This window comes from Micropruina sonneratiae (assembly GCF_025972045.1).
GTDB lineage: Bacteria > Actinomycetota > Actinomycetes > Propionibacteriales > Propionibacteriaceae > Micropruina > Micropruina sonneratiae.
The window spans coordinates 516898-540096 of sequence record NZ_JAPDHX010000002.1 but is presented as its reverse complement, the minus strand read 5'-3'; the positions used below and the strand labels follow the sequence as shown (position 1 = coordinate 540096).

21 protein-coding genes are annotated in these 23199 nt (G+C 70.3%); 14 read left to right on the top strand and 7 right to left on the bottom strand.

All coding sequences use genetic code 11. The annotated features are described in order from the left end of the window. The first annotated feature begins 137 nt into the window (after nucleotides 1-137). The 3 genes from recA to rny all read left to right on the top strand — a co-directional run bounded on the left by recA (nucleotide 138) and on the right by rny (nucleotide 3676). Entirely contained in the window at nucleotides 138-1184 is a 1047-nt protein-coding gene (gene recA, locus OIE40_RS07645) for a recombinase RecA (protein WP_264701584.1), read from the top strand. A gap of 41 nt (nucleotides 1185-1225) precedes the next feature. After that, nucleotides 1226-1789 (top strand): regulatory protein RecX, encoded by a 564-nt coding sequence (locus OIE40_RS07640; protein WP_264701582.1) that lies wholly within the window; start codon nucleotides 1226-1228, stop codon nucleotides 1787-1789. 258 nt (nucleotides 1790-2047) lie between these two features. Next, entirely contained in the window at nucleotides 2048-3676 is a 1629-nt protein-coding gene (rny, locus tag OIE40_RS07635; RefSeq protein ID WP_264701581.1) for a ribonuclease Y, read from the top strand. A gap of 54 nt (nucleotides 3677-3730) precedes the next feature. Here rny and OIE40_RS07630 read toward each other — a convergent pair whose 3' ends face one another. After that, complete coding sequence (locus OIE40_RS07630) at nucleotides 3731-4132, bottom strand: VOC family protein (RefSeq protein WP_264701579.1); 402 nt, start codon at nucleotides 4130-4132, stop codon at nucleotides 3731-3733. Nucleotides 4133-4194: 62 nt separating this feature from the next. Then, nucleotides 4195-4776 (bottom strand): TIGR03086 family metal-binding protein, encoded by a 582-nt coding sequence (locus OIE40_RS07625; protein WP_264701577.1) that lies wholly within the window; start codon nucleotides 4774-4776, stop codon nucleotides 4195-4197. A gap of 50 nt (nucleotides 4777-4826) precedes the next feature. Here OIE40_RS07625 and OIE40_RS07620 point away from each other — a divergent pair, with 50 nt between their 5' ends. The 3 genes from OIE40_RS07620 to OIE40_RS07610 all read left to right on the top strand — a co-directional run bounded on the left by OIE40_RS07620 (nucleotide 4827) and on the right by OIE40_RS07610 (nucleotide 7816). Then, nucleotides 4827-5666: a helix-turn-helix domain-containing protein gene (locus OIE40_RS07620; RefSeq protein WP_264701575.1), complete on the top strand. Its 840-nt coding sequence runs from the start codon at nucleotides 4827-4829 to the stop codon at nucleotides 5664-5666. A gap of 83 nt (nucleotides 5667-5749) precedes the next feature. After that, entirely contained in the window at nucleotides 5750-7207 is a 1458-nt protein-coding gene (gene miaB / locus OIE40_RS07615; RefSeq protein WP_264701573.1) for a tRNA (N6-isopentenyl adenosine(37)-C2)-methylthiotransferase MiaB, read from the top strand. 120 nt (nucleotides 7208-7327) lie between these two features. Next, entirely contained in the window at nucleotides 7328-7816 is a 489-nt protein-coding gene (locus OIE40_RS07610) for a hypothetical protein (protein ID WP_264701571.1), read from the top strand. A gap of 40 nt (nucleotides 7817-7856) precedes the next feature. On the opposite strand, the gene gabT is transcribed toward OIE40_RS07610, so the two are convergent. Then, nucleotides 7857-9191, bottom strand: coding sequence for a 4-aminobutyrate--2-oxoglutarate transaminase (gene gabT / locus OIE40_RS07605; protein WP_264701568.1), 1335 nt, complete (start codon nucleotides 9189-9191; stop codon nucleotides 7857-7859). A gap of 122 nt (nucleotides 9192-9313) precedes the next feature. Between gabT and OIE40_RS07600 the strand changes: the two genes are divergently transcribed. Further along, nucleotides 9314-10195 carry a LysR family transcriptional regulator gene (locus OIE40_RS07600; protein ID WP_264701566.1) on the top strand — a complete coding sequence of 294 codons (882 nt, stop codon included), beginning with the start codon at nucleotides 9314-9316 and terminating at the stop codon, nucleotides 10193-10195. A gap of 24 nt (nucleotides 10196-10219) precedes the next feature. Here the strand turns inward: OIE40_RS07600 and OIE40_RS07595 are convergent, their stop codons facing one another. Then, entirely contained in the window at nucleotides 10220-11665 is a 1446-nt protein-coding gene (locus OIE40_RS07595; RefSeq protein ID WP_264701564.1) for a gamma-aminobutyraldehyde dehydrogenase, read from the bottom strand. A 233-nt stretch (nucleotides 11666-11898) separates the two neighbouring features. Beyond that, entirely contained in the window at nucleotides 11899-12093 is a 195-nt protein-coding gene (locus OIE40_RS07590) for an antitoxin (RefSeq protein ID WP_264701562.1), read from the bottom strand. A 111-nt stretch (nucleotides 12094-12204) separates the two neighbouring features. Here OIE40_RS07590 and miaA point away from each other — a divergent pair, with 111 nt between their 5' ends. From miaA to OIE40_RS07570, 4 genes are all read left to right on the top strand, one after another. Next, complete coding sequence (gene miaA / locus OIE40_RS07585; RefSeq protein WP_319805213.1) at nucleotides 12205-13122, top strand: tRNA (adenosine(37)-N6)-dimethylallyltransferase MiaA; 918 nt, start codon at nucleotides 12205-12207, stop codon at nucleotides 13120-13122. Nucleotides 13123-13201: 79 nt separating this feature from the next. Continuing rightward, nucleotides 13202-14011, top strand: a complete 810-nt coding sequence (dapF, locus tag OIE40_RS07580; protein ID WP_264701558.1) for a diaminopimelate epimerase — start codon at nucleotides 13202-13204, stop codon at nucleotides 14009-14011. After that, a complete protein-coding gene (gene hflX, locus OIE40_RS07575; RefSeq protein ID WP_264701557.1) occupies nucleotides 14008-15420 on the top strand; it encodes a GTPase HflX in 1413 nt (470 codons plus the stop codon). The genes dapF and hflX overlap by 4 nt, the downstream gene beginning before the upstream one ends. 216 nt (nucleotides 15421-15636) lie before the next feature. Further along, a complete protein-coding gene (locus tag OIE40_RS07570; protein WP_264701718.1) occupies nucleotides 15637-17553 on the top strand; it encodes an ATP-dependent DNA helicase in 1917 nt (638 codons plus the stop codon). Nucleotides 17554-17673: 120 nt separating this feature from the next. Here the strand turns inward: OIE40_RS07570 and OIE40_RS07565 are convergent, their stop codons facing one another. Together OIE40_RS07565 and lexA are read right to left on the bottom strand one after the other, a co-directional pair. Next, the gene (locus OIE40_RS07565; RefSeq protein WP_264701717.1) at nucleotides 17674-17922 is read right to left on the bottom strand and encodes a DUF167 domain-containing protein; all 249 of its coding nucleotides are present in this window, start codon (nucleotides 17920-17922) and stop codon (nucleotides 17674-17676) included. A 13-nt stretch (nucleotides 17923-17935) separates the two neighbouring features. After that, on the bottom strand, nucleotides 17936-18655 hold the full coding sequence (gene lexA, locus OIE40_RS07560; RefSeq protein WP_413774481.1) for a transcriptional repressor LexA: 720 nt from the start codon (nucleotides 18653-18655) through the stop codon (nucleotides 17936-17938). Between the two features lie 416 nt (nucleotides 18656-19071). Between lexA and OIE40_RS07555 the strand changes: the two genes are divergently transcribed. The 3 genes from OIE40_RS07555 to OIE40_RS07545 all read left to right on the top strand — a co-directional run bounded on the left by OIE40_RS07555 (nucleotide 19072) and on the right by OIE40_RS07545 (nucleotide 23065). Continuing rightward, nucleotides 19072-19440, top strand: a complete 369-nt coding sequence (locus OIE40_RS07555) for a hypothetical protein (protein WP_264701555.1) — start codon at nucleotides 19072-19074, stop codon at nucleotides 19438-19440. A gap of 289 nt (nucleotides 19441-19729) precedes the next feature. Beyond that, nucleotides 19730-20188 carry a transcriptional regulator NrdR gene (gene nrdR, locus OIE40_RS07550; protein WP_264701554.1) on the top strand — a complete coding sequence of 153 codons (459 nt, stop codon included), beginning with the start codon at nucleotides 19730-19732 and terminating at the stop codon, nucleotides 20186-20188. A 39-nt stretch (nucleotides 20189-20227) separates the two neighbouring features. Then, a complete protein-coding gene (locus OIE40_RS07545; protein ID WP_264701552.1) occupies nucleotides 20228-23065 on the top strand; it encodes a vitamin B12-dependent ribonucleotide reductase in 2838 nt (945 codons plus the stop codon). Nucleotides 23066-23199: the final 134 nt, after the last annotated feature.

The window sequence follows — 23199 nt, the reverse complement described above, 5'->3', positions numbered from 1 at the left end:
GGTAGGCTGCTTGCTGACGCAGGAGTGGTTATCCACAGGCCCGGACGAGTGTGACTCTTTTGTCAGACCTTGTTCGTAGGGTGACGACAGAACCTGAAACACGCTGGCACGACACCGACGGGGAAGGACACCAGAACATGGCGATTGCAGATCGCGAGAAGGCGCTCGAGGCGGCACTGGCCCAGATCGAGAAGCAGCACGGCAAGGGCTCGGTGATGCGGCTGGGCGATGAGACCCGGCAGCCGATCGCAATCATTCCGACCGGGTCGATCGCGCTCGATGTGGCGCTCGGCATCGGTGGCCTGCCGCGCGGCCGGGTGGTCGAGATCTACGGCCCCGAATCCAGCGGCAAGACCACGGTGGCGCTGCACGCCATCGCCAACGCCCAGGCGGCGGGCGGCATCTGCGCCTTCATCGACGCCGAGCACGCGCTCGATCCCGAGTACGCGGGCCGGTTGGGTGTCGACACCGACGCATTGCTGGTCAGCCAGCCCGACAACGGCGAGCAGGCGCTCGAGATCGCCGACATGCTGGTGCGGTCCGGGGCGCTCACCCTGATCGTGATCGACTCGGTGGCGGCGCTGACGCCCCGCGCCGAGATCGAGGGCGAGATGGGCGACAGCCACGTCGGCCTGCAGGCCCGGCTGATGAGCCAGGCGCTGCGCAAGATGACGGGTGCGCTGTCGGGGGCCGGCACCACGGCCATCTTCATCAACCAGTTGCGCGAGAAGATCGGCGTCATGTTCGGCTCTCCCGAGACCACGACCGGTGGCCGGGCGCTCAAGTTCTATTCCTCGGTCCGGCTCGACGTGCGCCGCATCGAGACGCTGAAGGACGGCTCCGAGATGGTCGGCAACCGCACCCGCGTCAAGGTGGTGAAGAACAAGGTGGCGCCGCCGTTCAAGCAGGCCGAGTTCGACATCCTGTACGGCCAGGGCATCAGCCGCGAGGGCAGCCTGATCGACCTCGGCGTCGAGACGGGCCTCGTCCGCAAGGCCGGCGCCTGGTTCACCTACGAGGCCGACCAACTCGGCCAGGGCAAAGAGAACGCCCGCAACTACCTGAAGCAGAACCCCCAGATCGCTGACGAGCTCGAGCAGCGCATCCTCAAGCACCTGGGCATCGGTGAGCCCGCCGAGGTGCCCCCGGGCATCGACCCGGTCACCGGCGAGGTGACGTTCTGAGCCCGCTGCGGCGATCGGCACGGCCGGCATCGGAGTCCGAGGTGCTCGACTCCGACGCCGGCCCTGACGCCGACCCCGTGGCAGTGGCGCGCGAGATCGCCCTGCGGCTGCTCGACGTCCGCGACCGGACGCGGCACGAGCTCGAACTGGCCCTGGTCAAGAAGCGGGTGCCGCCCGAGGCGACCCGCGAGGTGCTCGACCGGCTCGCGGAGCTCGGTTTCATCGATGACCGGCGGGTGGCGGTCGCGACCTTCGACGCCCAGCAGCGTCGGCTGCGCTCGAGTCGTGCACTGCGCCAGGAGTTGCGCACCAAGGGTGTCGACGCCGAGCTGATCGACGCCGCCGCCGACGCCGTCGACGACGGTACCGACGAGGCGGTCGCCCGGGCACTGGTCGCCAAGCGGCTGCCGAGCTTGCTTCGGCTGCCCCATCAGGTCCGCTACCGGCGCCTCGCCGGCCAGCTGGCGCGGCGAGGTTTCGCGCCGGGGGTGATCTCCCAGGTGCTGCGCGAGCTTCCGCGCGGGGAAGACGAGCCGTCCGCGACCGACGGCGACGCGTCGATGGTGCCCGCCGACGAGTGGTACGACGGGCCGCCGGGCCGGTAACCGTGGCGCGACAAGGTGCGCCGCTTGATCGGTGGGCGTGCTGCGCCTAACCTCACCATCAGGTGCGTCAACGATTCATCAACCCATGCGATCGACTTTTCAACGGGCTACTCACCCGGCTAGTGACTAGGAGTTCCGTCCACCCCCACGGCGGAGCGGGACGGCGACGACTGAGGTTCTTCCTCGGCGTCGCCTGATTGACATGTTGATAGTGGCCTTGGCGTACCCACTGTGGTGGACGACGACGGGAGGTATCCGATGGATCCGATGCAGTTGCTCGCGATCGTCGCCGTCGTCCTGGGGCTCGTGCTGGTCGGACTGACCCTGGTCGTGGTGTCGATGGTCCGCAACCAGCAGGCGGCGCAGAAGCAGGCCGCACGCCGGGTCGTCGAGGCCGAGAAGCAGGAGCGATCCCGGTTGCAGGCTCTGGTCGCCCGCGTCGATCCGATGGCGCGCAAGGCCGAGGGTGATGAGATCCTGGCGGCGGCCAAGGCCGAGGCCGAACGGGTGCGCGCCGAGGCGGCGCGGGAACGCGCCGAAGGCGAGGCCGCTGTCCGCGTCGAGCGTGACCGTGGCAGCAAGCTGCTCGAGGAGGTCGAGCGCCGCGAACGCCGGGTCGGCGAACGTGAGGACGCCAACGCCGGCCTGCAGCGCAAGCTCGACGAACGCTTGGGCGACCTCGAGGTGAGGCTCGCCGAGTTGGAGTCGCGCCGCGAGGAGCTCACCGAGGCTGAGCAGCGCCAGCGCGGAGAGCTCGCGCGGATCGCCGGCATGACGTCGGAGGAGGCCAGAGCCGAGCTGCTGAACCAGGTCGAGCACGAGGCCCGCCTGCAGGCCGTCCAGCTGAGTCGTGAGATCGAGGCCGAGGCCAGACGCGACGGCGAGGCCAAGGCCAGGCAGATCATCGTCGGTGCCATCCAGCGGCTCGCCACCGAGCAGACCACCGAGTCGGTGGTGACCACCGTTCCGCTGCCCGGCGACGAGATGAAGGGCCGGATCATCGGCCGCGAGGGCCGCAACATCCGAGCCTTCGAGCAGACCACCGGGGTCAACGTGATGATCGACGACACGCCCGAGAGCGTGCTGTTGTCGTCGTTCGACCCGGTCCGCCGCGAGGTCGCCCGGCTCACCCTGACCGAGCTCGTCGCCGACGGCCGCATCCACCCCGCCCGGATCGAGGAGGTCTACGAGCGCAGCAAGCGGCGTATCGACGAGATCTGCCTGCGGGCCGCCGAGGACGCCGTCGCCGAAGTCGGGCTGACCGACCTCGATCCCGGCCTGCTGCCCACCATCGGCGCGCTGCAGTACCGCACCTCCTACGGGCAGAACGTGCTCAAGCACCTCGTCGAATGCGCCCACCTGGCCGCTCTGATGGCCAGCGAGTTGCAGATCGATCCCGCGCCGGCGAAGCGGGCCGCGTTCCTGCACGACATCGGCAAGGCGCTCACCCACGAGGTCGAGGGCTCGCACGCCAAGGTGGGCGCCGACCTGGCCCGCCGTTTCGGTGAGCAGCCCGACATCGTGAACGCCATCGAGGCGCATCACAACGAGGTCGAGCCCAGGACCGTCATCGCGGTGCTGACCCAGGCGGCGGACGCCATCAGCGGTGGACGCCCCGGTGCCCGCCGCGAGAGCCTCGAGGTGTACGTGAAGCGGCTGCAGCGGCTCGAGGAGATCGCCAGAGCCCACGAGGGCGTGGACAAGGTGTTCGCCATGCAGGCGGGCCGAGAGATCCGGGTGATGGTGCAGCCGGACGCCGTCGACGACGCCGCCACCCACGTGATGGCCAAGGAGATCGCCAAGCAGGTCCAGGACGAGCTCACCTACCCGGGCAGCATCAAGGTGACCGTGGTGCGCGAGTCGCGGGCAATCGAGACCGCGCACTGAGCGTTCGTGGTCGGCCCCGCTGCCGCCGCGGCACTCCCGGCGGGCAGGCCCGGGTCAGCCGGCCGGCCGCGGACGCCACCGCGACGGCCCGGCCAACACCACCAGGTAGCCGTCGGGGTCGCTCAGCCAGATCTCGGACTGTGCGGCGTTGGGATTCACGTGCGGTTCGGTCGTCACGGTGGCGCCGCAGTCGCGGACCCGGCGCACGGCATCGTCGAAATCGCTGACCTCGAACCACAGCGCCACGCCGTTGCCGAGCGGGACGGAGGCGTCGGCCAGGTAGCCGTGATGGTCGGCGACGTCGATCCGGTGCAACTGCAGCATCAGCTCGCCATCCACCAGCACCTGCTCGTACTCGTCACCGCCGTGTCCGCTGGTGCCGCCCAGCACGGCGCAGTACCACCGGCTTGAGGCCGGCACGTCACGGACGCAGACCAACGTCTGGTTCCAGATCATCGCCCCATCATGCCCACTGCAGCCGCCACCCGGCGAGGCGGGGTGGCGGCTCCGGACGGGTGTCAGGCCTGCGCGGGCGTCCAGCGCGGATCGCGGCCGAGCTTGCCGAGCAGCTTGTCCAACCGGCCGGCGTCCGGGGGCACCTCGACAGGCTGGGCGCAGATGCCCTCGCTGTACAGCGCCTTGCCCCAACCGTCGGCGGTGGCTGCCAGGCCGGCCGCCTCGTCCTCACGGATCGGGCTGGGCTGGCCGGTGGCACGGGCGACGTCCCAACCGTGGATGACCAGGTCCCAGCCGTAGAAGTCCGCCATCGTGTCCCCGATCGTGGTGGGCCCGAAATAGCCGTCGAAGGTGGTCTCGGCAACGCCGTCGCGTTCCAGGACGCTCAACGCGGCCGCGGCATGGCCGCGCCAGGCCTGCCGGGGATCGGAATCGGCGGGCACCGTCCCGGCATCATCGGCCAGGCCGTGGCGTCGCAGGAAGTCGTTCTGGGTGGAGATCACGTGGTCGACCACGTCCGCCACCGTCCAGCCGGTGCAGGGGGTCGGGGCGTCCCAGCGCCCCGAGGCGCCCTCCAACACCTGCTCGAAGGTGGCCGCCCGGGTGCGGAAGATACTGATCGTGTCAGTCGTCGTGTTGTTCATGCGGCCACGCTACGAGCGCCCGGGCGGGTTGCATTGTGATAATCCGACGCATGGCAGTCGCTTCCCAGCGCGACCCGGCGGGCGCCGGCGATCCGGTCGACCGGGCCCATCTGACGACGGCGTCCCGGCCGTCGCCGCCGATCCACCGCTACCCGGCCTCGGACTTCGTCACCGACCTGATCACGCGGTACTGGTTCCCGGTCTGGTCGCTGACGGAACCCTCGACGCAGCGCACGCTGCAGTTCCCGGTCTGTCTGATCGTGATCAGCAACAGCTACGCCCGCTTCTACGGCGTCACCCGCGGGCTGTCGCAGGTGGTCCTCGAGGGCGACGGGTGGGCGGCCGGCGTGCTGTTCCGGCCGGCCGCCGGCCGCCTGCTGCTGGGCCGCCCGGTCAGCGAACTGGTGGACGACTACGTCGACCTGGACGCCTTGACGACCCTCGACGGCGCGGGACTGGTCACCGCGGTGCGGGCCGCGCTGGCCGCCGAACCCGGCGCGCCGGCGTCCCACCGGGCCGCGATCGCCGCCTACGAGGACACCGTGGCCGGCTTCCTCCCGGTGGACCAGCAGGGTCGGCTGATCAACGCCATCATCGACTGGCTGGACGATCATCCCGAGGTGACCCGGGTCGCCGACCTGGCCGACGCCTTCGGCCTGGGCGAGCGGGCGCTGCAGCGGCTCGTGGAGAACCGGGTCGGGCTGAGCCCGAAGTGGCTCATTCAGCGGCGTCGGCTGCACGACGCGGTCGCCCAGCTCAAGGCCGGCGGACGCTCCCTGGCCGACCTGGCCGCCGACCTCGGCTACGCCGACCAGGCCCACTTCACCCACGACTTCCGCACGGTCACCGGGTTCACGCCCGGCCACTACCAGGCCGACCAACCCGACTGAGCGGGCCGGCTGCCCGGCGCAACCGCGCTCGGACCGGCGCTGGGGGGCAAGCGTTGGTGCACCCGGTAGGATTGCGCACCGTCATGACTACCACCGCGCTGCCTCGCACCTACCAGGTCATCACCTACGGGTGCCAGATGAACGTCCACGACTCCGAACGGATCGCCGGGCTGCTCGAGGACGCCGGCTACACCCCGCAGGTCGAGGGCGAGCAGGCCGACGTCGTGGTTTTCAACACCTGCGCGGTCAGGGAGAACGCCGACAACCGGCTGTACGGCAACCTGGGGCATCTGGCGCCGGTCAAGGCCGGGCATCCCGGCATGCAGATCGCCGTCGGCGGCTGCATGGCCCAGAAGGATCGTGACGTCATCGTCCGCAAGGCGCCCTGGGTCGACGTGGTCTTCGGCACCCACAACGTCGGCAAGCTGCCTGTGCTGCTCGAACGCGCCCGCGTCGAGCAGGAGGCCCAGGTCGAGATCGTCGAGGCGCTCGAGGCGTTCCCGTCGGCCCTGCCGACGCGGCGGGAATCGCCGTACTCGGCCTGGGTGTCGATCAGCGTCGGCTGTAACAACACCTGCACCTTCTGCATCGTCCCGCAACTGCGCGGCAAGGAGACCGACCGCCGGCCCGGCGACATCCTGGCCGAGATCCGCGCGCTGGTCGACGAGGGCGTCCAGGAGATCACCCTGCTCGGCCAGAACGTCAACAGCTACGGGGTCGAGTTCGGCGACCGCTTCGCGTTCGGCAAGTTGCTGCGCGCCTGCGGTGAGGTCGACGGGCTGGAACGCGTCCGGTTCACCTCGCCGCATCCGGCCGCCTTCAGCGACGACGTGATCGCCGCCATGGCCGAGACGCCCAACGTCATGCCCAGCCTGCACATGCCCCTGCAGTCGGGGTCGGACGCGGTGCTGCGGGCGATGCGCCGGTCGTACCGCTCGACCAAGTACCTGGGTATCATCGACCGGGTCCGGGCCGCGATGCCGGACGCCGCGATCACCACCGACATCATCGTCGGCTTCCCGGGTGAGACCGAGGCCGACTTCGCCGAGACACTGCGGGTGGTGGAGGCGTCCCGGTTCTCCGCCGCCTTCACCTTCCAGTACTCGATCCGCCCGGGGACGCCGGCCGCGACGATGCCCGACCAGGTGCCGAAGCAGGTCGTCCAGGAGCGCTACGAGCGGCTCGTCGACCTGGTGGGCGACCTGGCCTGGCAGGAGAACCAGAAGCTGGTCGGCCGCGAGGTCGAGGTGATGTTCGCCGCCGGGGAGGGGCGCAAGGACGCCGCCACCGAGCGGCTCTCGGGCCGGGCACGGGACAACCGCCTTGTGCACGTGAGCATCCCCGAGGGGACCGAGCGGCCGCGTCCCGGCGATCTCGGCACCGTCGAGATCAGCTACGCGGCACCGCACCACCTCGTCGCCGACGGGGGAGTGGCGAACCTGCGCCGGACGCGGGGCGGCGACGCCTGGGACGCCCGGCACACCCCGCGCAAGAGGCTGATCGGCCTGGGCCTGCCGAAGCGGGTCGGCGCCGCCGGCTGAGCGCCCGGTCGGCGTCCCCCATGCGTGCCGGGCACCTACCGCGGTCGCCGGTCGCAGGCCCACCTGGCCGATGACCCGCGACCGGCTAGGCTCCGCACGTCGACAGAAGGGTGCGTAGGCATGATCAGTTACGTGGCGGGCTGGCTGGTGTTCCTGGTCACCCTCGGCGTCATGGTGGGGGTCGCCGCGATGGTGCAGGGCCGGCTGCCGTCCCGGGCGCGCGGGCTGATGTGGGGCGGCGTCGGGCTGCTCGTGATCGGACAGATGTGGTCGGTGCTGCAGGTCTACGTGTTCAGCCAGCTGCGGCTCCCGATGTGGGGCTACTCGGTCGCTTCGGTGGCCGGCACCGTGGTGCACCTCGTCGCGGTCGTGCTGTTGCTGCTGGCGATCGGACGCGCCGCCACCAGTGCTCGGCCGGGTCAGCCGGCCGGGACGGGTTACCCGCCGGTCGGCGGACCGCCGGTGGGCCAGGCCCCGGCCGAGCCGTTCGATCAGCAGCGGCAGCGCGCCCCGTGGGGAGAATCCGCTACCGGTGCCGACCAGCCGTACGGCCGGCCGCAACCCTTCGGCCAGCCCGGCACCTGGGGCGACGAAGGCACCCGCCGCTGAGCCGGCGGGAGCGGTCTACCGGCCGAGACCCCGGTAGTCCTCAGGCGGCCGTCTTGTCGAAGGCCTGTTCGATCAGGTCCAGGCCCTCGTGCAGCAGCTCGTCGGAGATGCTCAGCGGCGGCAGGAAGCGCAGCACGTTGCCGAACGAGCCGGCGGTCAGCACCACCAGTCCCTGCGCGTGACTGGCCCGTGCGACCGCCGAGGTGAGCACCGGGTCCGGGTCCTTCGAGCCGGGCCGTACCAGCTCGATCGCCATCATCGCGCCGCGTCCCCGGACGTCCCCGATCGCCGGCTGCCGGGCCGCGATGCCGCCCAGCCGGTCGCGGAAGATCGCTTCGATCTCGCGCGCCCGGCCGGTCAGGTCGTGGGTTTCCATCTCTTCGATGGCGCCCAGGGCCGCCGCGCAGGCTATCGGGTTGCCGCCGTAGGTGCCGCCCAGGCCGCCGACGTGGACGGCGTCCATCAACTCGGCGCGACCGGTCACCGCGGCCAGCGGCAGCCCGCCGGCGATGCCCTTGGCGGTGGTGATCAGGTCGGGCACCACACCCTCGTGGTCGCAGGCGAACCAGTCGCCGGTGCGGCAGAACCCGGTCTGGATCTCGTCGGCGACGAGGACGGCGCCGTGGTCGGCGCACCACCGCTGCAGCCGTGGCAGGAAGCCGTCCGGGGGCACGATGAAGCCGCCCTCGCCCTGGATCGGCTCGATGATCACCGCCGCCACCTGGCTCTCGCCGACCTGCACGTGCACCTGCGACTCGAACTGTTCGAACGCCTCCTCGGCGACGCGGGCGGGGTCGCCGGGCCAGCGGTAGGGGTAGGCCATCGGCGTCCGGTACACCTCCGAGGCGAACGGACCGAAGCCGTGCTTGTAGGGCATGTCCTTGGCGGTCAGCGCCATGGTGAGGTTGGTGCGGCCGTGATAGGCGTGGTCGAAGCAGACCACCGCGCTGCGTCCGGTCGCGACCCGGGCGATCTTGATCGCATTCTCGACGGCCTCGGCGCCGGAGTTGAACAGTGCCGTCTTCTTGGCGTGGTCGCCCGGCGTGAGTTCGGCCAGTCGTTCGGCCACCTCGACGTAACCCTCGTAGGGGGTGACCATGAAACAGGTGTGGGTGAACCTCTCGACCGCCTGCTGCACCCGCGCGACGACCGCCGGGGCGGAGTTACCGACGGTGGTGACCGCGATCCCCGAACCGAAGTCGATCAACTGGTTGCCGTCGGCGTCCACCACGATGCCGCCGGACGCCTCGACGACGTAGGCGGGCACGATGGTGCCGACCCCGTCGGCCACCGCGGCGGCCTTCCTGGCGGCCAAGTCGATCGATCGGGGACCGGGCACTGCGGTGACCAGCCGACGGCGTTGCTCGACGGGCATGACGACTCCTCCACTCGTGGTGTGTCGTGTCCATCCTCTCCGCCGTCGAGCCATGCTGTCGAATACTCGTTTGCTAACGGATCCATGCGTGCTGGGCATAGAGTGCTGCCGAGGAGGACGCCGTGGAACTCCGCACCATCGGGTATTTCGTCGCCGTGGCCGACGCCGGGTCGGTCAGCGCCGCGACCAGGGTCACCCATGTGACCCAACCGTCCCTGTCGCGGCAGTTGCGGCAACTCGAGAAGGAGCTGGGGTTGGAGCTGTTCACTCGGCGGGACGGACGCCTGGTGCTGACCCCGGCCGGGCGGCAGTTCCTGCCCGCGGCCCGCGACCTGCTCAGCCGTGCGGAGGCCACCCGGTCGGCGGCCGCCCAGATCAGGGCGGGCGGCCTGCCCAGCGTGACCCTCGCCGCGCCGCCGGTCACGCTGAACGACCTGCTGGCTCCGTTCTTCGCCACCCTGGGCCCCGACGACCCGATGCCACGGGTGCAGCCCTTGGACGCCACCGACGAGTACGGGGCGCTGGAGCGCGGGGCGGACGTGGTAATCGGCACCCGCCCGCCGCCCATCACGCTGGCGCGGACGCGGGTGGCCACGCTGCCGGTGATCGCCTATCTGCGGGCCGACCATGAGTTGGCGGTCCGCCGGCGGGTGACGCTGGCCGAGTTGCTTCGACATCGGTTGCTGGTGCCCACCGTGGACAGTCACGCCCGGCGCGCCCTCGACACCGCCGTCGAGGCGGCGGGGCTGCCGGTGCCCGACCTGGTCGAGTTCACGTCGTCGCACGTCGCCCAGGCCGTCGCCGCGGCCGGGCGTGGCGTCGCGGTGGTGTCCGACGACCCGCGCTACGGCCTCGTCCAGGTGACCGTGGACATCCCGGCGGGCGCGCTGAGCATCGCGCTGCATGCGGCCTGGCAGCCGCACCATCACGGCGCCGAGCAGCTGGCGGACCTGGCCGACCGCTTCCGCCGCTTCGTCCGCGACCGGTACGGGCAGGACGCCTGAGCGGCAGGCGTCCAGTGGGGGGCCTCAGCCCTCGAAGCCGTGGTACTGCATCACGTGCTTGATCCTGGTGTAGTCCTCCAGGCTGTACATCGACAGGTCCTTGCCGTGCCCGGAGTGCTTGAACCCGCCGTGCGGCATCTCGGCGACCAGCGGAATGTGGGTGTTCACCCACACGCAGCCGTAGTCCAGCCGCATCGAGAGCCGAGCCGCGGTGCCGGCGTTCGACGTCCACACCGACGACGCGAGGCCGTAGGGGGTGTCGTTGGCCAGCCGGACCGCCTCGTCCTCGTCGACGAAGCGCTGCACGGTGAGCACCGGTCCGAAGATCTCGGTGGCGACCAGTTCGTCGTCCTGGCGCAGGTCGGCGATGACGGTCGGCTCGTAGAAGAACCCGTCGCGCTGCACGCGGCGTCCGCCGGTGACAACGCTCGCGTGGGCCGGGGCCCGTTCCACCAGGCCCGAGACGTGCGCGAGTTGGCGCGGGTTGTTGATCGCGCCGTACAGGATGTCCTCGTCGGCCGGGTCGAAGCCGGTGCGGGTCGCGGCGGCGGCCTTGGCCAGTTCGGCGACGAACGCGTCGTACACACCCGCCTGGCACAGCACCCGGCTGGCCGCGGTGCAGTCCTGGCCGGCGTTGAACAGTCCGGCCACCGAGATGCCCTCGACCGCCGCGGCCAGGTCGGCGTCGTCGAAGACCACCACCGGAGCGTTTCCACCAAGCTCGAGGTGGGTGACCTTCAGGTCGGCGGCGGCCGCGGTGGCGACCGCCATTCCGGCCCGGGTCGAGCCGGTGATCGACAGCATCCGGGGCGTCGGGTGGGCGGTCAGCGTGGCACCGGTCTCGCGATCGCCGCAGACCAGGTTCACCACCCCCGCGGGCAGGATGTCGGCCAGCTTCTCGGCCAGCCACACCGACGAGGCGGGGGTGGTGTCCGACGGCTTGAGCACGACGGTGTTGCCGGCGGCCAGCGCCGGGGCGAGCTTCCAGATCGCCATCATCATCGGGTAGTTCCACGGGGCGACCTGGCCGACCGGGCCGATGGGTTCGCGCCGGATCGAGGAGGTGAAGCCCCGCATGTACTCACCGGACGCCCGGCCGTCCAGCACCCGGGCGGCGCCGGCGAAGAACCGCACCTGGTCGACCATCGGCCCGATCTCCTCCGAGGCGGTCAGGTTCTTCGGCTTGCCCGTGTTGCGGCACTCGAGGTCGACGAGTTCGTCGGCGCCCGACTCGATCGCGTCGGCGAAGGCGAGCAGCGCCTGCTGGCGCTCCGCGGGGGTGCTCCAGCGCCAGCTCTCGAAGGCGTCCGCTGCGGCCGTGAAGGCGGCGTCGATGTCGGCAGGGCCTGACTTCGGCGACGTGGCGTACACCCGCCCGGTGCTCGGATCGGTGATCTCCAGGGTCTCGCCCGAGACCGCCGGCCTCGCCTCACCGGCAATGATGTTGTGCAGTACCTCGACCTCGGACACCGGATTCCTCTCGTCATTGCGTGAAATCGCTCGCGAATTCATGGTGTGCTCGCACCATCACAGTAATGCTTCACAGGCTGGCGGGGTCGCTGCCCCGAGGTCAATGACCTTCTCTGCATGGCGGTCATGCTCGGTTGGCATGACTGCAAGCCAGCCCGGGCATGGGGACGGGGCCGGGCGAATCGCCCGGCCCCGCCGTGTAGATATCTAGATCGTACGAAAGATCGAGCCGATCAGGTCTGGGGTTGTTCCGGAGTGCCGGAGCCCTGCCGAACCTGACCCTTCAGGAAGTCCTGAGCCTGATCGACCTGGGCCGCATGCTTGCTGTCCGTCTTGGAGTCCACGAAGTCGCCAGCTTGGTCGATGGCGCCATCGATCTGATCCTCATGACCGCTCACGGCCCCTTTGATCTTGTCGACGAATCCCATTCGGCCTCCTTTCTCTCGCACTCCCGGGGCGAACCCGGCTCACGGCCATTGTTACCCCGTCATCCGGCCAGGGCCAAGGGGATGCGCCGAACTGTGCGGCACAATGACGGCGTGTCGACCCCGCTGTTGGTGATCAACGGCCCCACCGCCAGTGGCAAGAGCGCGCTCGCCGTCGGTGTGGCGCAGAGGTTGCGCGAGCAGGGCCGTGCGGCCGAGATCATCAACGCCGACTCGATGCTGGTCTATCGCGGCATGGACATCGGGACGGCGAAACCGTCCGCCGCCGAGCGGGGCGGGGTGACCCACCACCTGATCGACATCCTCGACGTCACCGAGACCGCCAGCGTCGCCGACTTCCAGCGGCTGGCCAGGGACGCAGTGGCCGACTGTCGTGCCCGCGGCGTGTTGCCGATCCTGGTCGGCGGGTCGGCGCTGTATGTGCACGCGATCCTCGATGCGTTCGAGTTTCCCGGCACGGACCCCGCGGTGCGCGCCCGCTTGGAGGCCGATCTTGACGCCGCGGGCGCCGAGGCGCTGCACCAGCGGCTGGAGGCGCTGTCGCCACAGGCTGCGGCCGGCATCCTGCCCGGCAACGGCCGACGCATCGTCCGGGCGCTCGAGGTGATCGAGCTGACGGGGTCGTGGCAGCCGAACCTGCCGCAGTGGCAGTACGCGCTGGGCGACGTGCTGCAGTACGGGCTGGAGATTCCCCGCAACGAACTGGACGCCCGGATCGACGCCCGGGTGGAGCGGATGTGGGCCGACGGGCTGGTGGCCGAGGTGCGCAATCTGGCCGCGCGTGGCCTGCGGGACGGTCGGACCGCCTCACGCGCCCTCGGCTACCGCCAGGTACTGGCCTTCCTCGACGGCGAGCTCAGCGAGGACGAGGCCCGCCTGCGCACGGCGTCCGGCACCCGGCGGTTCGCCCGCAAGCAACTGGGCTGGTTCCGCCGCGACCCGCGGATCACCTGGCTGCCGGCGTCGTCCGAGGGACTCGCTGAGCACCTGGTCGGCCAGCTGCCACACTGACCGACCTCATTTTCGCCCCGCGCTCGCCATCGGGCGGTGCCGGTTTGACCCCCGGCCCGTGCTGGGGTGGAATTCCGGAATGCTCGCCTTCGCCAAGGGACACGGCACGCTGAACGACTTCGTCTGCTTCAGCGACGCCGAGGGACGCCTCGAGCTGTCCGACGAGCAGTTGCGCTTCCTGTGCGACCGGCGGGCAGGGATCGGGGGCGACGGCACGCTGCGCGCCGTCCGGGCCAGGCACGTGCCCGGCTACGAGGGCCACGGGGACGCCTGGTTCATGGACTACCGCAACGCGGACGCCTCGATCGCCGAGATGTGCGGCAACGGTCTGCGGGTGTTCCTGCGGTATCTGGAGCAGGAGGGCCTGATCGACGAGTCGCCGGTCGACATCGTGACCCGCGCCGGCGTCCGGCACGGCGAGTTCCTGCCCGACGGACAGATCTGCGTCACGATGGGCACCCCCACGATCGGGCCCGATCCGATCACCGTGACGGTGGCTGGTGAGTCGTTCCCGGCACGAGTGGTCGACGTCGGCAATCCGCATGCCGCCGTCGTGCTCGAGCCCGGACGGCTGGCGGGCCTCGACCTGAGCGTGGAGCCCGGCTACCCGGCCGAGGTCTACCCGAACCAGGCCAACGTCGAGTTCGTGGAGTTCGCCGGTGACGACCGGGTCGTGATGCGGGTCTGGGAACGCGGCGTGGGCGAGACGTTCTCGTGCGGGACCGGCACGGTGGCAGCGGCCGTGGCCGCGGCCACGGCGTCCGGCCACAGCGGACGCCGGTGGCGGGTCGACCCGCCCGGCGGCTCGCTGGTCGTCGACCTGAGCGGGCCCGAGGCGACACTGACGGGTCCCGCCGTCATCGTCGCTCGTGGCACAGTGAACCTGTGACCGAACTCCGATACGACGACGCCGCCGACCCGGAGCAGACCGACGTCGACGGCGACCAGCTCGACCTGGCCGAGCGGCTGTCGCTGCGCCGGGTGGCGGGCATGTCCACCCAGCTGGCCGACATCACCGAAGTCGAGTACCGCGACCTGCAGCTCGAGCGGGTGGTCCTGGTCAGCGTCTGGACGACCGGGTCCCAGGTGGACGCCGACAATGCCGTGGCCGAACTCAAGCTGCTCGCCGAGACCGCGGGGTCGCAGGTGCTGGAGGCACTCGTGCAGCGCCGGCAGCACCCCGACCCGGCCACCTTCATCGGTCGCGGCAAGGTCGACGAACTGCGTGAGGTGGTGATCGCGACCGGCGCCGACACGGTGATCTGCGACGGCGAGCTCGAGCCGGCCCAGCTGCGCAACCTGGAGGACCGGGTCAAGGTCAAGGTGATCGACCGCACGGCGCTGATCCTCGACATCTTCGCCCAGCACGCCAAGAGCGCCGAGGGCAAGGCGCAGGTCGAACTGGCCCAGCTGCAGTACCTGCGGCAGCGGCTGCGCGGCTGGGGCGGCAACCTGTCCCGGCAGGCCGGTGGACGTGCGGCCGGCGGCGCCGGCATCGGCGGACGCGGCCCCGGCGAGACCAAGATCGAGACCGATCGGCGCCGGATCCGCCACCGGATCTCGGTGCTGCGCAAGCGGCTGCGGGCGATGGACGAGGTGCGCTCCACCAAGCGACAGGAGCGACGCCGCAACGAGATCCCGTCGGTGGCTATCGTCGGCTACACCAACGCCGGCAAGTCGTCGTTGCTGAACCGGTTGACCGGCGCCGGGGTGCTGGTCGAGGACGCCCTGTTCGCCACCCTCGACCCGACCACGCGCCGCGCCGAGAGCGTCGATGGCCGGGTGTTCACGTTGACCGACACCGTCGGTTTCGTCCGCCATCTGCCACACGATCTGGTCGAGGCGTTCCGCTCCACGTTGGAGGAGTCGGTGCTGGCCGACCTGCTGCTGCACGTCGTGGACGGCTCCGACCCCGACCCCGAGGGGCAGATCAGGGCGGTGCACACCGTGCTGGGCGAGATCGGTGCGGCCGACGTCGCCGAGCAGCTGGTGATCAACAAAACCGACCGGGCCGACGCCCTCACGTTGGCGACGTTGCGTACCCGCTACCCGGACGCCGTGTTCGTCTCGGCGCGCACCGGGGACGGTGTCGCCGAGCTGAAGCGGCGGATCGAGGAGCGGCTGCCCCGGCCCGCGGTCGAGGTTTCGGTGCTGCTGCCGTACGAGCGTGGCGACCTGGTGAACAAGATCCACACCAGCGGCGAGATCGTCGTGCTTGAGCACACCGCGGAGGGCACGGCGGTGACCGCCCGGGTCAACTCCGGCCTGGCCGGTGAGCTCGAGCCCTATCGCGTCTGACCGGAGGTGCCGGCCCGGGCCACGGCGACGAGACCGGGCCGCCGCTCCGGCACGTCCGACTCCTGCCGGGCCTGTGCACAGGCCCGAATAGCGGCGTCCGGTTCCGTGCGGGCTGCACGGTAGGTTGAACCGGTGCCAGAGACCGACCTGACCGAGGCGATCCTCGCCGCGGCGGTCGAGGGGATCCACGGTGCCCAGCGTCCCGGCCAGCACGAGATGGCGGCGGCGGTGGCCGAGACCCTGGCCGGCGGCGACCACCTGCTGGTGCAGGCCGGCACCGGTACCGGCAAGTCGCTGGGCTACCTGGCACCGGCGCTGGCACACCTCGTCCAGGCCCCCCAGGACCGCGTCATCGTCGCCACGGCGACGCTGGCGCTGCAGTCCCAGCTGGCGCACTCCGACATTCCCGCGGCCTTGGACGCCTGCGCGACGGTCACCGGTAAACGTCCCAGCCACGCCGTGCTCAAGGGGCGCACCAACTACGCCTGCCTGTACCGGGCCCGCGACGGCCAGGGTCCCGAGCAGGACACGCTGATCGGCGGCAGCGACCTGGCTGTGGCGCTCACCTCGTCGGCTGCCGATCCGGCCTCGAAGGTGGGGGCCGAGGTGGTCGCGCTGCGCGGCTGGGTCGAAGAGCAGGCGGTTGCGCGGGGGCTGGCCGACCGTGACGACGCACCCACTCACACCGCGCAGGCGTGGGCGCAGGTGTCGATCCCGGTGCGCGAGTGCCTGGGGGTACAGCGCTGCCCGTTCGGGTCGGAGTGCTTCGTCGAACGGTCCCGCGACACGGCCCGCTCGGCGCAGCTGGTGGTCACCAACCATGCGTTGCTGGCGATCGATGCGATGCACGGCGGCACGGCCCTGCCCGAACACGAGGCGGTGATCGTCGACGAGGCCCACGAACTGGTCTCCCGGGTGACCGGTGCCGCCTCGCACGAGCTCAGTCCGCAGTTGATCGAGCGGGTCGGACGTCGGTGCCTCAGCTGGCTCGACGACGAGCTGGCGCTGGAGTTCCTGGACGCCGGCGAGGCGCTGCGGGCGGCCCTCGACGAGGCGCCGCTGGAGCGGATCGAGGACGCCGACGGCCCGTTGCCGACCACGCTGCGGCTGGTGCGCGACGTGGCCCGCCGGGTCGTGTCGGCGATGGGTGGCGGCGACGACTCCGACAACGACCGCAAGCAGGCGGCGGCCGCTGCCAAGGAGGTCTTCGACATCGCCGAGCAGCTGGCCCGGATCGACCCGCACGACGTGGTGTGGGTGTCGGAGCGGGAACGCTCCGGGCGCCAGGTCAACCAGGCACCGCTGTCGGTGGCCGGGCTGATGCGCACGGGCATCTTCGCCAAGCGCCCGGTCGTGCTGACCTCGGCGACGTTGTCGATCGGTGGTTCGTTCGACGCGGTGGCGTCCACGGTGGGGCTGACCGGTGCGCAGGCGTCCGAGGGCGACGACGAGACGGAGCCGCCGAGGTGGCGCGGGCTCGACGTCGGTTCGCCGTTCGACTACGGCAGACAGGGCATCCTGTACGTCGCCAAGGCGCTGCCGCCGCCAAGCCGCGACGGCATTGGTCCCGACACCCTGGCCGAGGTGGCAGAGCTGCTCTGGGCCGCGGGCGGACGAACCCTTGGGCTGTTCGCCTCGCAGCGAGCCGCCGAAGCCGCGGCCGTCCACTGCCGCCGCGAGCTGCCGGACGCCGAGATCCTCTGCCAGGGCGACGCCCAGCTCGGCGAGTTGACCAGACGCTTCATCGCCGAACCCGCGACCAGCCTGTTCGGCACGCTGTCGTTGTGGCAGGGCGTCGACGTGCCCGGTGACACCTGCCGGCTGGTGATCATCGACAAGATCCCCTTCCCACGCCCGGACGATCCCTTGCTGCAGGCCCGGCAGCGGGCCGTCGCCGAGCGCGGCGGCAACGGCTTCATGGCCGTCGCGGCCACCCACGCGGCGCTGCTGCTCGCCCAGGGTTCCGGACGCCTCATCCGCCGGCTCAGCGATCGCGGTGTGGTCGCAATGCTCGACCCGCGGCTTATCACCGCCCGCTACGGCAGCTATCTGCGGGCCTCGATGCCGCCGTTCTGGATGACCACCGACCGCGAGACGGCGATCGGCGCATTGCGTCGCCTCGGCGAGCAGTAGCCGCTGGTCGAGCCAGTCCAAGCTCTGCGGTGGGCGCCCCGAAGCTGTTGGTCGAACTCGTCGACGCCGCGCTGGGACGCACTGCCTCGCGGTTAGGGGCAGGGGGCGCGGCCCACGCGGCTACGACCCGAGGAGCTCCGCCCAGCGCGCGGCGTGTTCACCGGCCAACTCGACGATCTTGGTGCGGCTGGTGTTGCCGGCGATCAGCCGCACGTCACGGGCGGGGAGCCCGAACGCCGTCGCCACCGCCTTGAGTGCGGCCTGGGTGGCGCGGCCGTCAACGGCGGGCGCCTGAACGGCGACGACCAGGGTGTCGTCGCCGTAGCGTCCACCCACCCTGGTCCGGCCGGCACCGGGCTTGACCCGGATGCTGATTCTGATGTCAGACCCGCCGCAGCACCGCGACGACCTTGCCCAGGATCGAGGCCTGGTTGCCGTCGATGGGGGAGTAGGCCGGGTTGTGCGGCAGCAGCCACACCTGCCCCTCGGTGCGCTTGAAGGTCTTGACCGTCGCCTCGTCCTCGAGCAGGGCGGCCACGATGTCGCCGTTGTTGGCGTTCGGCTGCTGCCGCACGACCACGAAGTCGCCGTCGCAGATGGCCGCCTCGATCATCGAGTCGCCCTTGACCTCGAGCAGGAAGAGGGTGCCGTCGCCGACCAGCTGCCTGGGCAGCGGGAAGACGTCCTCGACGCGCTCCTCGGCCAGAATCGGACCGCCGGCGGCGATCCGGCCGACGACCGGCACATTGATTGCTTCGGGCAGCGCGTCACCGATGCCGGTGATGTCGACGACGTCGGTCTCGGGGTCGACCGGTGCCGTGTCGACCCCTGCCGCCCCGGAGATCGACTCGGGCAACCGCACCTCCATGGCACGTGGCCGGTGCGGGTCGCGGCGCAGGTAGCCCTTCGCCTCGAGCTGCCTGAGCTGGTGGGACACGCTTGAGGGTGATGCCAGCCCGGCCGCCTCACCGATCTCGCGGATGGTGGGCGGGTAGCCGCGCGTGCTGACCGCCAGGTGGATGAGTTCCAGGATGCGGCGCTGCCGCGGGGTGAGGCCCTCGGTGTCGGCCGGACCGTCGGGCAGTTGGGTGATCTTGGCCATCTCGAGCTGCTCGGCCACCTGGGCGTTGCTCGGGCGACCGACGGTCATCTTCGGTGGTTTCTTGGGCGGACGTCCGCGTCGCGGGGTCTTGTCGAATGGGTTCCTACCAGCCATGCGACAAGGGTAGGGGTCGCCGCCGACGATTTGTACAAACGTTCGAGCGTGTCGCCGGATTTGTTCGAATTGCGCGGATCGGCCGGCTGCGGCCCCGGGTCGGCCCCGGAGGTGGTCCGGCCTCGTGCCCGTGACCCGTCCGGACGACCCGTGCCGGTTGCCGGCGAAAACTGTCAGACCCTGCCTGTTGACTCATTCCAACGCCGCAGAACGGTCGGAACACAGGTACGAATAGTGCTTGCGCGGGGCCGCTTGGCGGGTAACAATGAGATCGAACGTATGTTCGAGGAAGGAAGTGCGAGATGAGCGCGATGCTGGTTGATGAGACCGTCCAGACGGCTGCGGTGAACCCGGCGACGACCCGTCCGCGGTGGCGGCACGTCCCGCGGCAGCGGGGGCCGATCGCTCGCCCGCAACACCCGGCGACGTCCGGGTCCCGCCCGCTGGGGCCGGCGGCGCCGCTGATCCGCCGCGCAACGCCGGCGGCGGCCGAACCGGTCGTCGAGGTCGCTCCCGGCTGGCGGTTGACCAGGCGTGGGCTGGCCGTGGTGATGGCGGTCTTCCTGTCCGTGGTGGCGGCCGGGGTGGTCACCCTGGTCGCTGGTTTCCTGGCCGTGTCCAACGAGCCGGTTCAGGCTCCGGCCGCGGCCGTGGCCGTGCAGGTGCCCTGAGGCACGCTGTGTTCCCTTGGGGTCGGCGGGTGACCGGGACGGCCGGTCGCAGTCGCCGCCCTCCGCAAGCGAGTTCGGGCCAGTTCCGGTCGCGACTCGCCGCATCCCCCGGAACACGCCGTAGCTCTGTTGCGTTGTACGTGGTACCGGCGTAGGGTCCAGATCTAGTAGTTACACCGCTGTGGTTCATCCACAGATTGTGGTTCTTGTCCACAACATCTCCACAGCCGGTACACACGCCCCTCCACAGGGGAGGGTGCGCACGCTACGCGAACGAGGGGGTCGACCCGTGCACTGCCCGTACTGCCGGCACACCGACTCCCGCGTCCTGGACAGCCGCGTCGCCGAAGACGGCGCCGCGATCCGCCGCCGGCGCCAGTGCCCCTCCTGTGAGCGCCGGTTCACCACGCTGGAGCAGATGCAACTGGTGGTGGTGAAGCGATCCGGCGTGGTCGAACCCTTCTCGCGCGACAAGGTCGTGACCGGCGTCCGCAAGGCCTGTAAGGGCCGCCCGGTCTCCGAGGCCGACCTGGCGCGGCTCGGCCAGCAGGTCGAGGAGGCGCTTCGCGCCGGTGGCCAGGCCGAGATCCCCGCCGACGACGTCGGCCTGGCGATCCTCGGTCCGCTGCGCAGCCTCGACGCCGTCGCCTACCTGCGCTTCGCGTCGGTCTACAAGCACTACGACTCGGTCGAGGATTTCGAGGCCGAGATCGAGAACCTGCGCGGTCAGCTCGTCGTCCCGCGCTGAACCATCGCCCCCGCCAACTCCCCAAGGAAGGCATCAGTAATGACCGAAACCGCCCGTGCCGGCAGCCGCCGGAACGCCAAGCCGTCGGGCCTCACCATCGAGCGCGTCTTCACCACCGAAGGCGTGCACCCCTACGACCAGGTCACCTGGGAGTCGCGCGACGTCGTCCAGACGAACTGGAAGACCGGTGAGACCGTGTTCGAGCAGCGGGGTGCCGAGTTTCCCGACTTCTGGAGCGTCAACGCGTCCACGATCGTCACCACCAAGTACTTCCGCGGTGCGGTGAACACCCCCGCCCGCGAGACCAGCCTTCGGCAGTTGATCGACCGCGTCGTGCACACCTACCGCGCCGCCGGTGAGTCGAACGGCTACTTCGCCACTCCCGCCGATGCCGAGGTATTCGAGCACGAGCTCACCTGGATGCTTCTGCACCAGGTCTTCAGCTTCAACTCGCCGGTGTGGTTCAACGTGGGCACCAAGGCGCCGCAGCAGGTCAGCGCGTGCTTCATCCTCAGCGTCGACGACTCCATGGACTCCATCCTCAACTGGTACAAGGAGGAGGGGTTCATCTTCAAGGGTGGCTCGGGGGCCGGCCTGAACCTGTCCCGCATCCGCTCCAGCAAGGAACTGCTGTCCTCGGGCGGCACGGCGTCCGGGCCGGTGAGCTTCATGCGGGGCGCCGATGCCTCGGCCGGCACCATCAAGTCCGGAGGCGCCACCCGGCGCGCGGCCAAGATGGTGGTGCTCGACGTCGACCATCCCGACATCGAGGAGTTCATCGAGACCAAGGCGCGCGAGGAGGACAAGATCCGTGCCCTGCGCGACGCCGGCTTCGACATGGATCTGGGTGGCCGGGACATCGTCAGCGTCCAGTACCAGAACGCCAACAACTCCGTCCGGGTCTCCGACGAGTTCATGACCGCGGTCGAGGACGGCGCGCAGTTCGGCCTGCGGGCGCGGATGACGGGCGAGGTGATCGACACAGTCGACGCCCGTGAGCTGTTCGGCAAGATGGCCAAGGCGGCCTGGGAGTGCGCCGACCCGGGCATCCAGTACGACGACACGATCAACGCCTGGCACACCAACCCCGAGACGGGCCGGATCACGGCGTCCAACCCCTGCTCGGAGTACATGAGCCTGGACAACAGCTCCTGCAACCTGGCCAGCCTGAACCTGCTCAAGTTCCTGCGCGACGACGACAGCTTCGACGCCGCAACGTTCGTCAAGGCCGTCGAGCTGGTCATCACCGCGATGGACATCTCGATCTGCTTCGCGGACTTCCCGACCGAGGCGATCGGGACGACCACCCGCGACTACCGGCAGCTCGGCATCGGCTACGCCAATCTGGGTGCGCTGCTGATGGCGGTCGGGCGTGGCTACGACTCCGAGGGCGGGCGCTCGCTGGCAGCCGCCATCACCTCGCTGATGACGGCCACCAGCTACCGCCGCTCCGCCGAACTGGCCGCGATCGTCGGCCCGTACGCGGGGTACGCCCGCAACGCGACCGCGCACCAGAAGGTGATGCGCAAGCACCAGGCGGCCAACGACGACGTCCGCACCTTCACCGATTTCGACGCGGTGATCCACGACACCGCCAGCGCCGAATGGGCGAAGGTCGTGACACTGGGCGCCGCCAACGGGTTCCGCAACGCCCAGGCGTCCGTGCTGGCACCGACCGGCACCATCGGTTTCATGATGGACTGCGACACCACCGGCATCGAACCCGACTTCTCGTTGGTGAAGTTCAAGAAGCTGGTCGGCGGCGGGTCGATGCAGATTGTGAACCAGACCATCCCGCGGGCACTCAACGGGCTCGGCTACACCGACGAGACGGTCGAGGCGGTCGTCGAGTACATCGCGCAGCAGGGCCACGTGGTGAACGCTCCCGGCCTCAAGCCCGAGCACTACGAGGTGTTCGACTGCGCGATGGGCGAGCGGGCGATCAAGCCGATGGGCCACGTGCGAATGATGGCCGCGGTGCAGCCGTTCCTGTCGGGCGCCATCTCCAAGACCGTCAACCTGCCCGAGACGGCGACGGTCGACGAGATCGCCGACGTCTACCTGCAGGGCTGGAAGCTCGGCCTGAAGGCGCTGGCGGTCTACCGCGACAACTGCAAGGTCGGTCAGCCGCTGTCCGACGGCAAGAAGTCCGAGGCGAGCGCCGAGGCCAAGGCCGAGCCCGAGGTCCGCATCGAGTACCGCCCGCGCCGGCAGCGGCTGCCCAAGTCGCGGATGAGCCGGACGACCTCGTTCTCGGTCGGCGGCGCCGAGGGCTACCTGACCGCCGGTGCCTACGACGACGGACGCCTCGGTGAGGTGTTCCTGAAGCTCGGCAAGCAGGGCTCGACCCTGGCCGGGGTGATGGACGCCTTCTCGATCGCCATCTCGATCGCGCTGCAGTACGGCGTCCCGCTCGAGACCTACGTGCAGAAGTTCACCAACATGAAGTTCGAGCCGGCGGGCATGACCGACGACGCCGACGTGCGGATGGCCCAGTCGATCATCGACTACATCTTCCGCCGCCTGGCGCTCGACTACCTGACCTTCGACGAGCGTGCCGAACTGGGGATCCACACCTCGGCCGAGCGGGCCCGCTACGTCGAGACCGGGTCGTACCTGTCCGAAGAGGACGAGGCCAACCTGATCGAGTCCGAGGCGCTGAAGAACGACGCCGGCGACGAGGTCGCGGTGCACGAGGACGGGCCCAATCAGCCCGCGCTGGTCGAGGCCAAGCCGCACTCCACGGCCGAGGTGCTGGAGAAGATCTCCGGGCTCGCGATCGACGCCCCACTGTGCATGACCTGCGGGACGAAGATGCGGCGCAGCGGCAGCTGCTACATCTGCGAGGGCTGCGGCAGCACCAGCGGCTGCAGCTGACAACCCTCGGTTCGAGCGTGTCGAGACTCCCCGATCGGGTCTCGACACGCTCGAACCGCTTCTCGTCCCCGGGGTCGAGTCGCGAGTGCCCATGGCGACCCCGTCATCCCGGTGAACGCGAATCCCGGAGACTA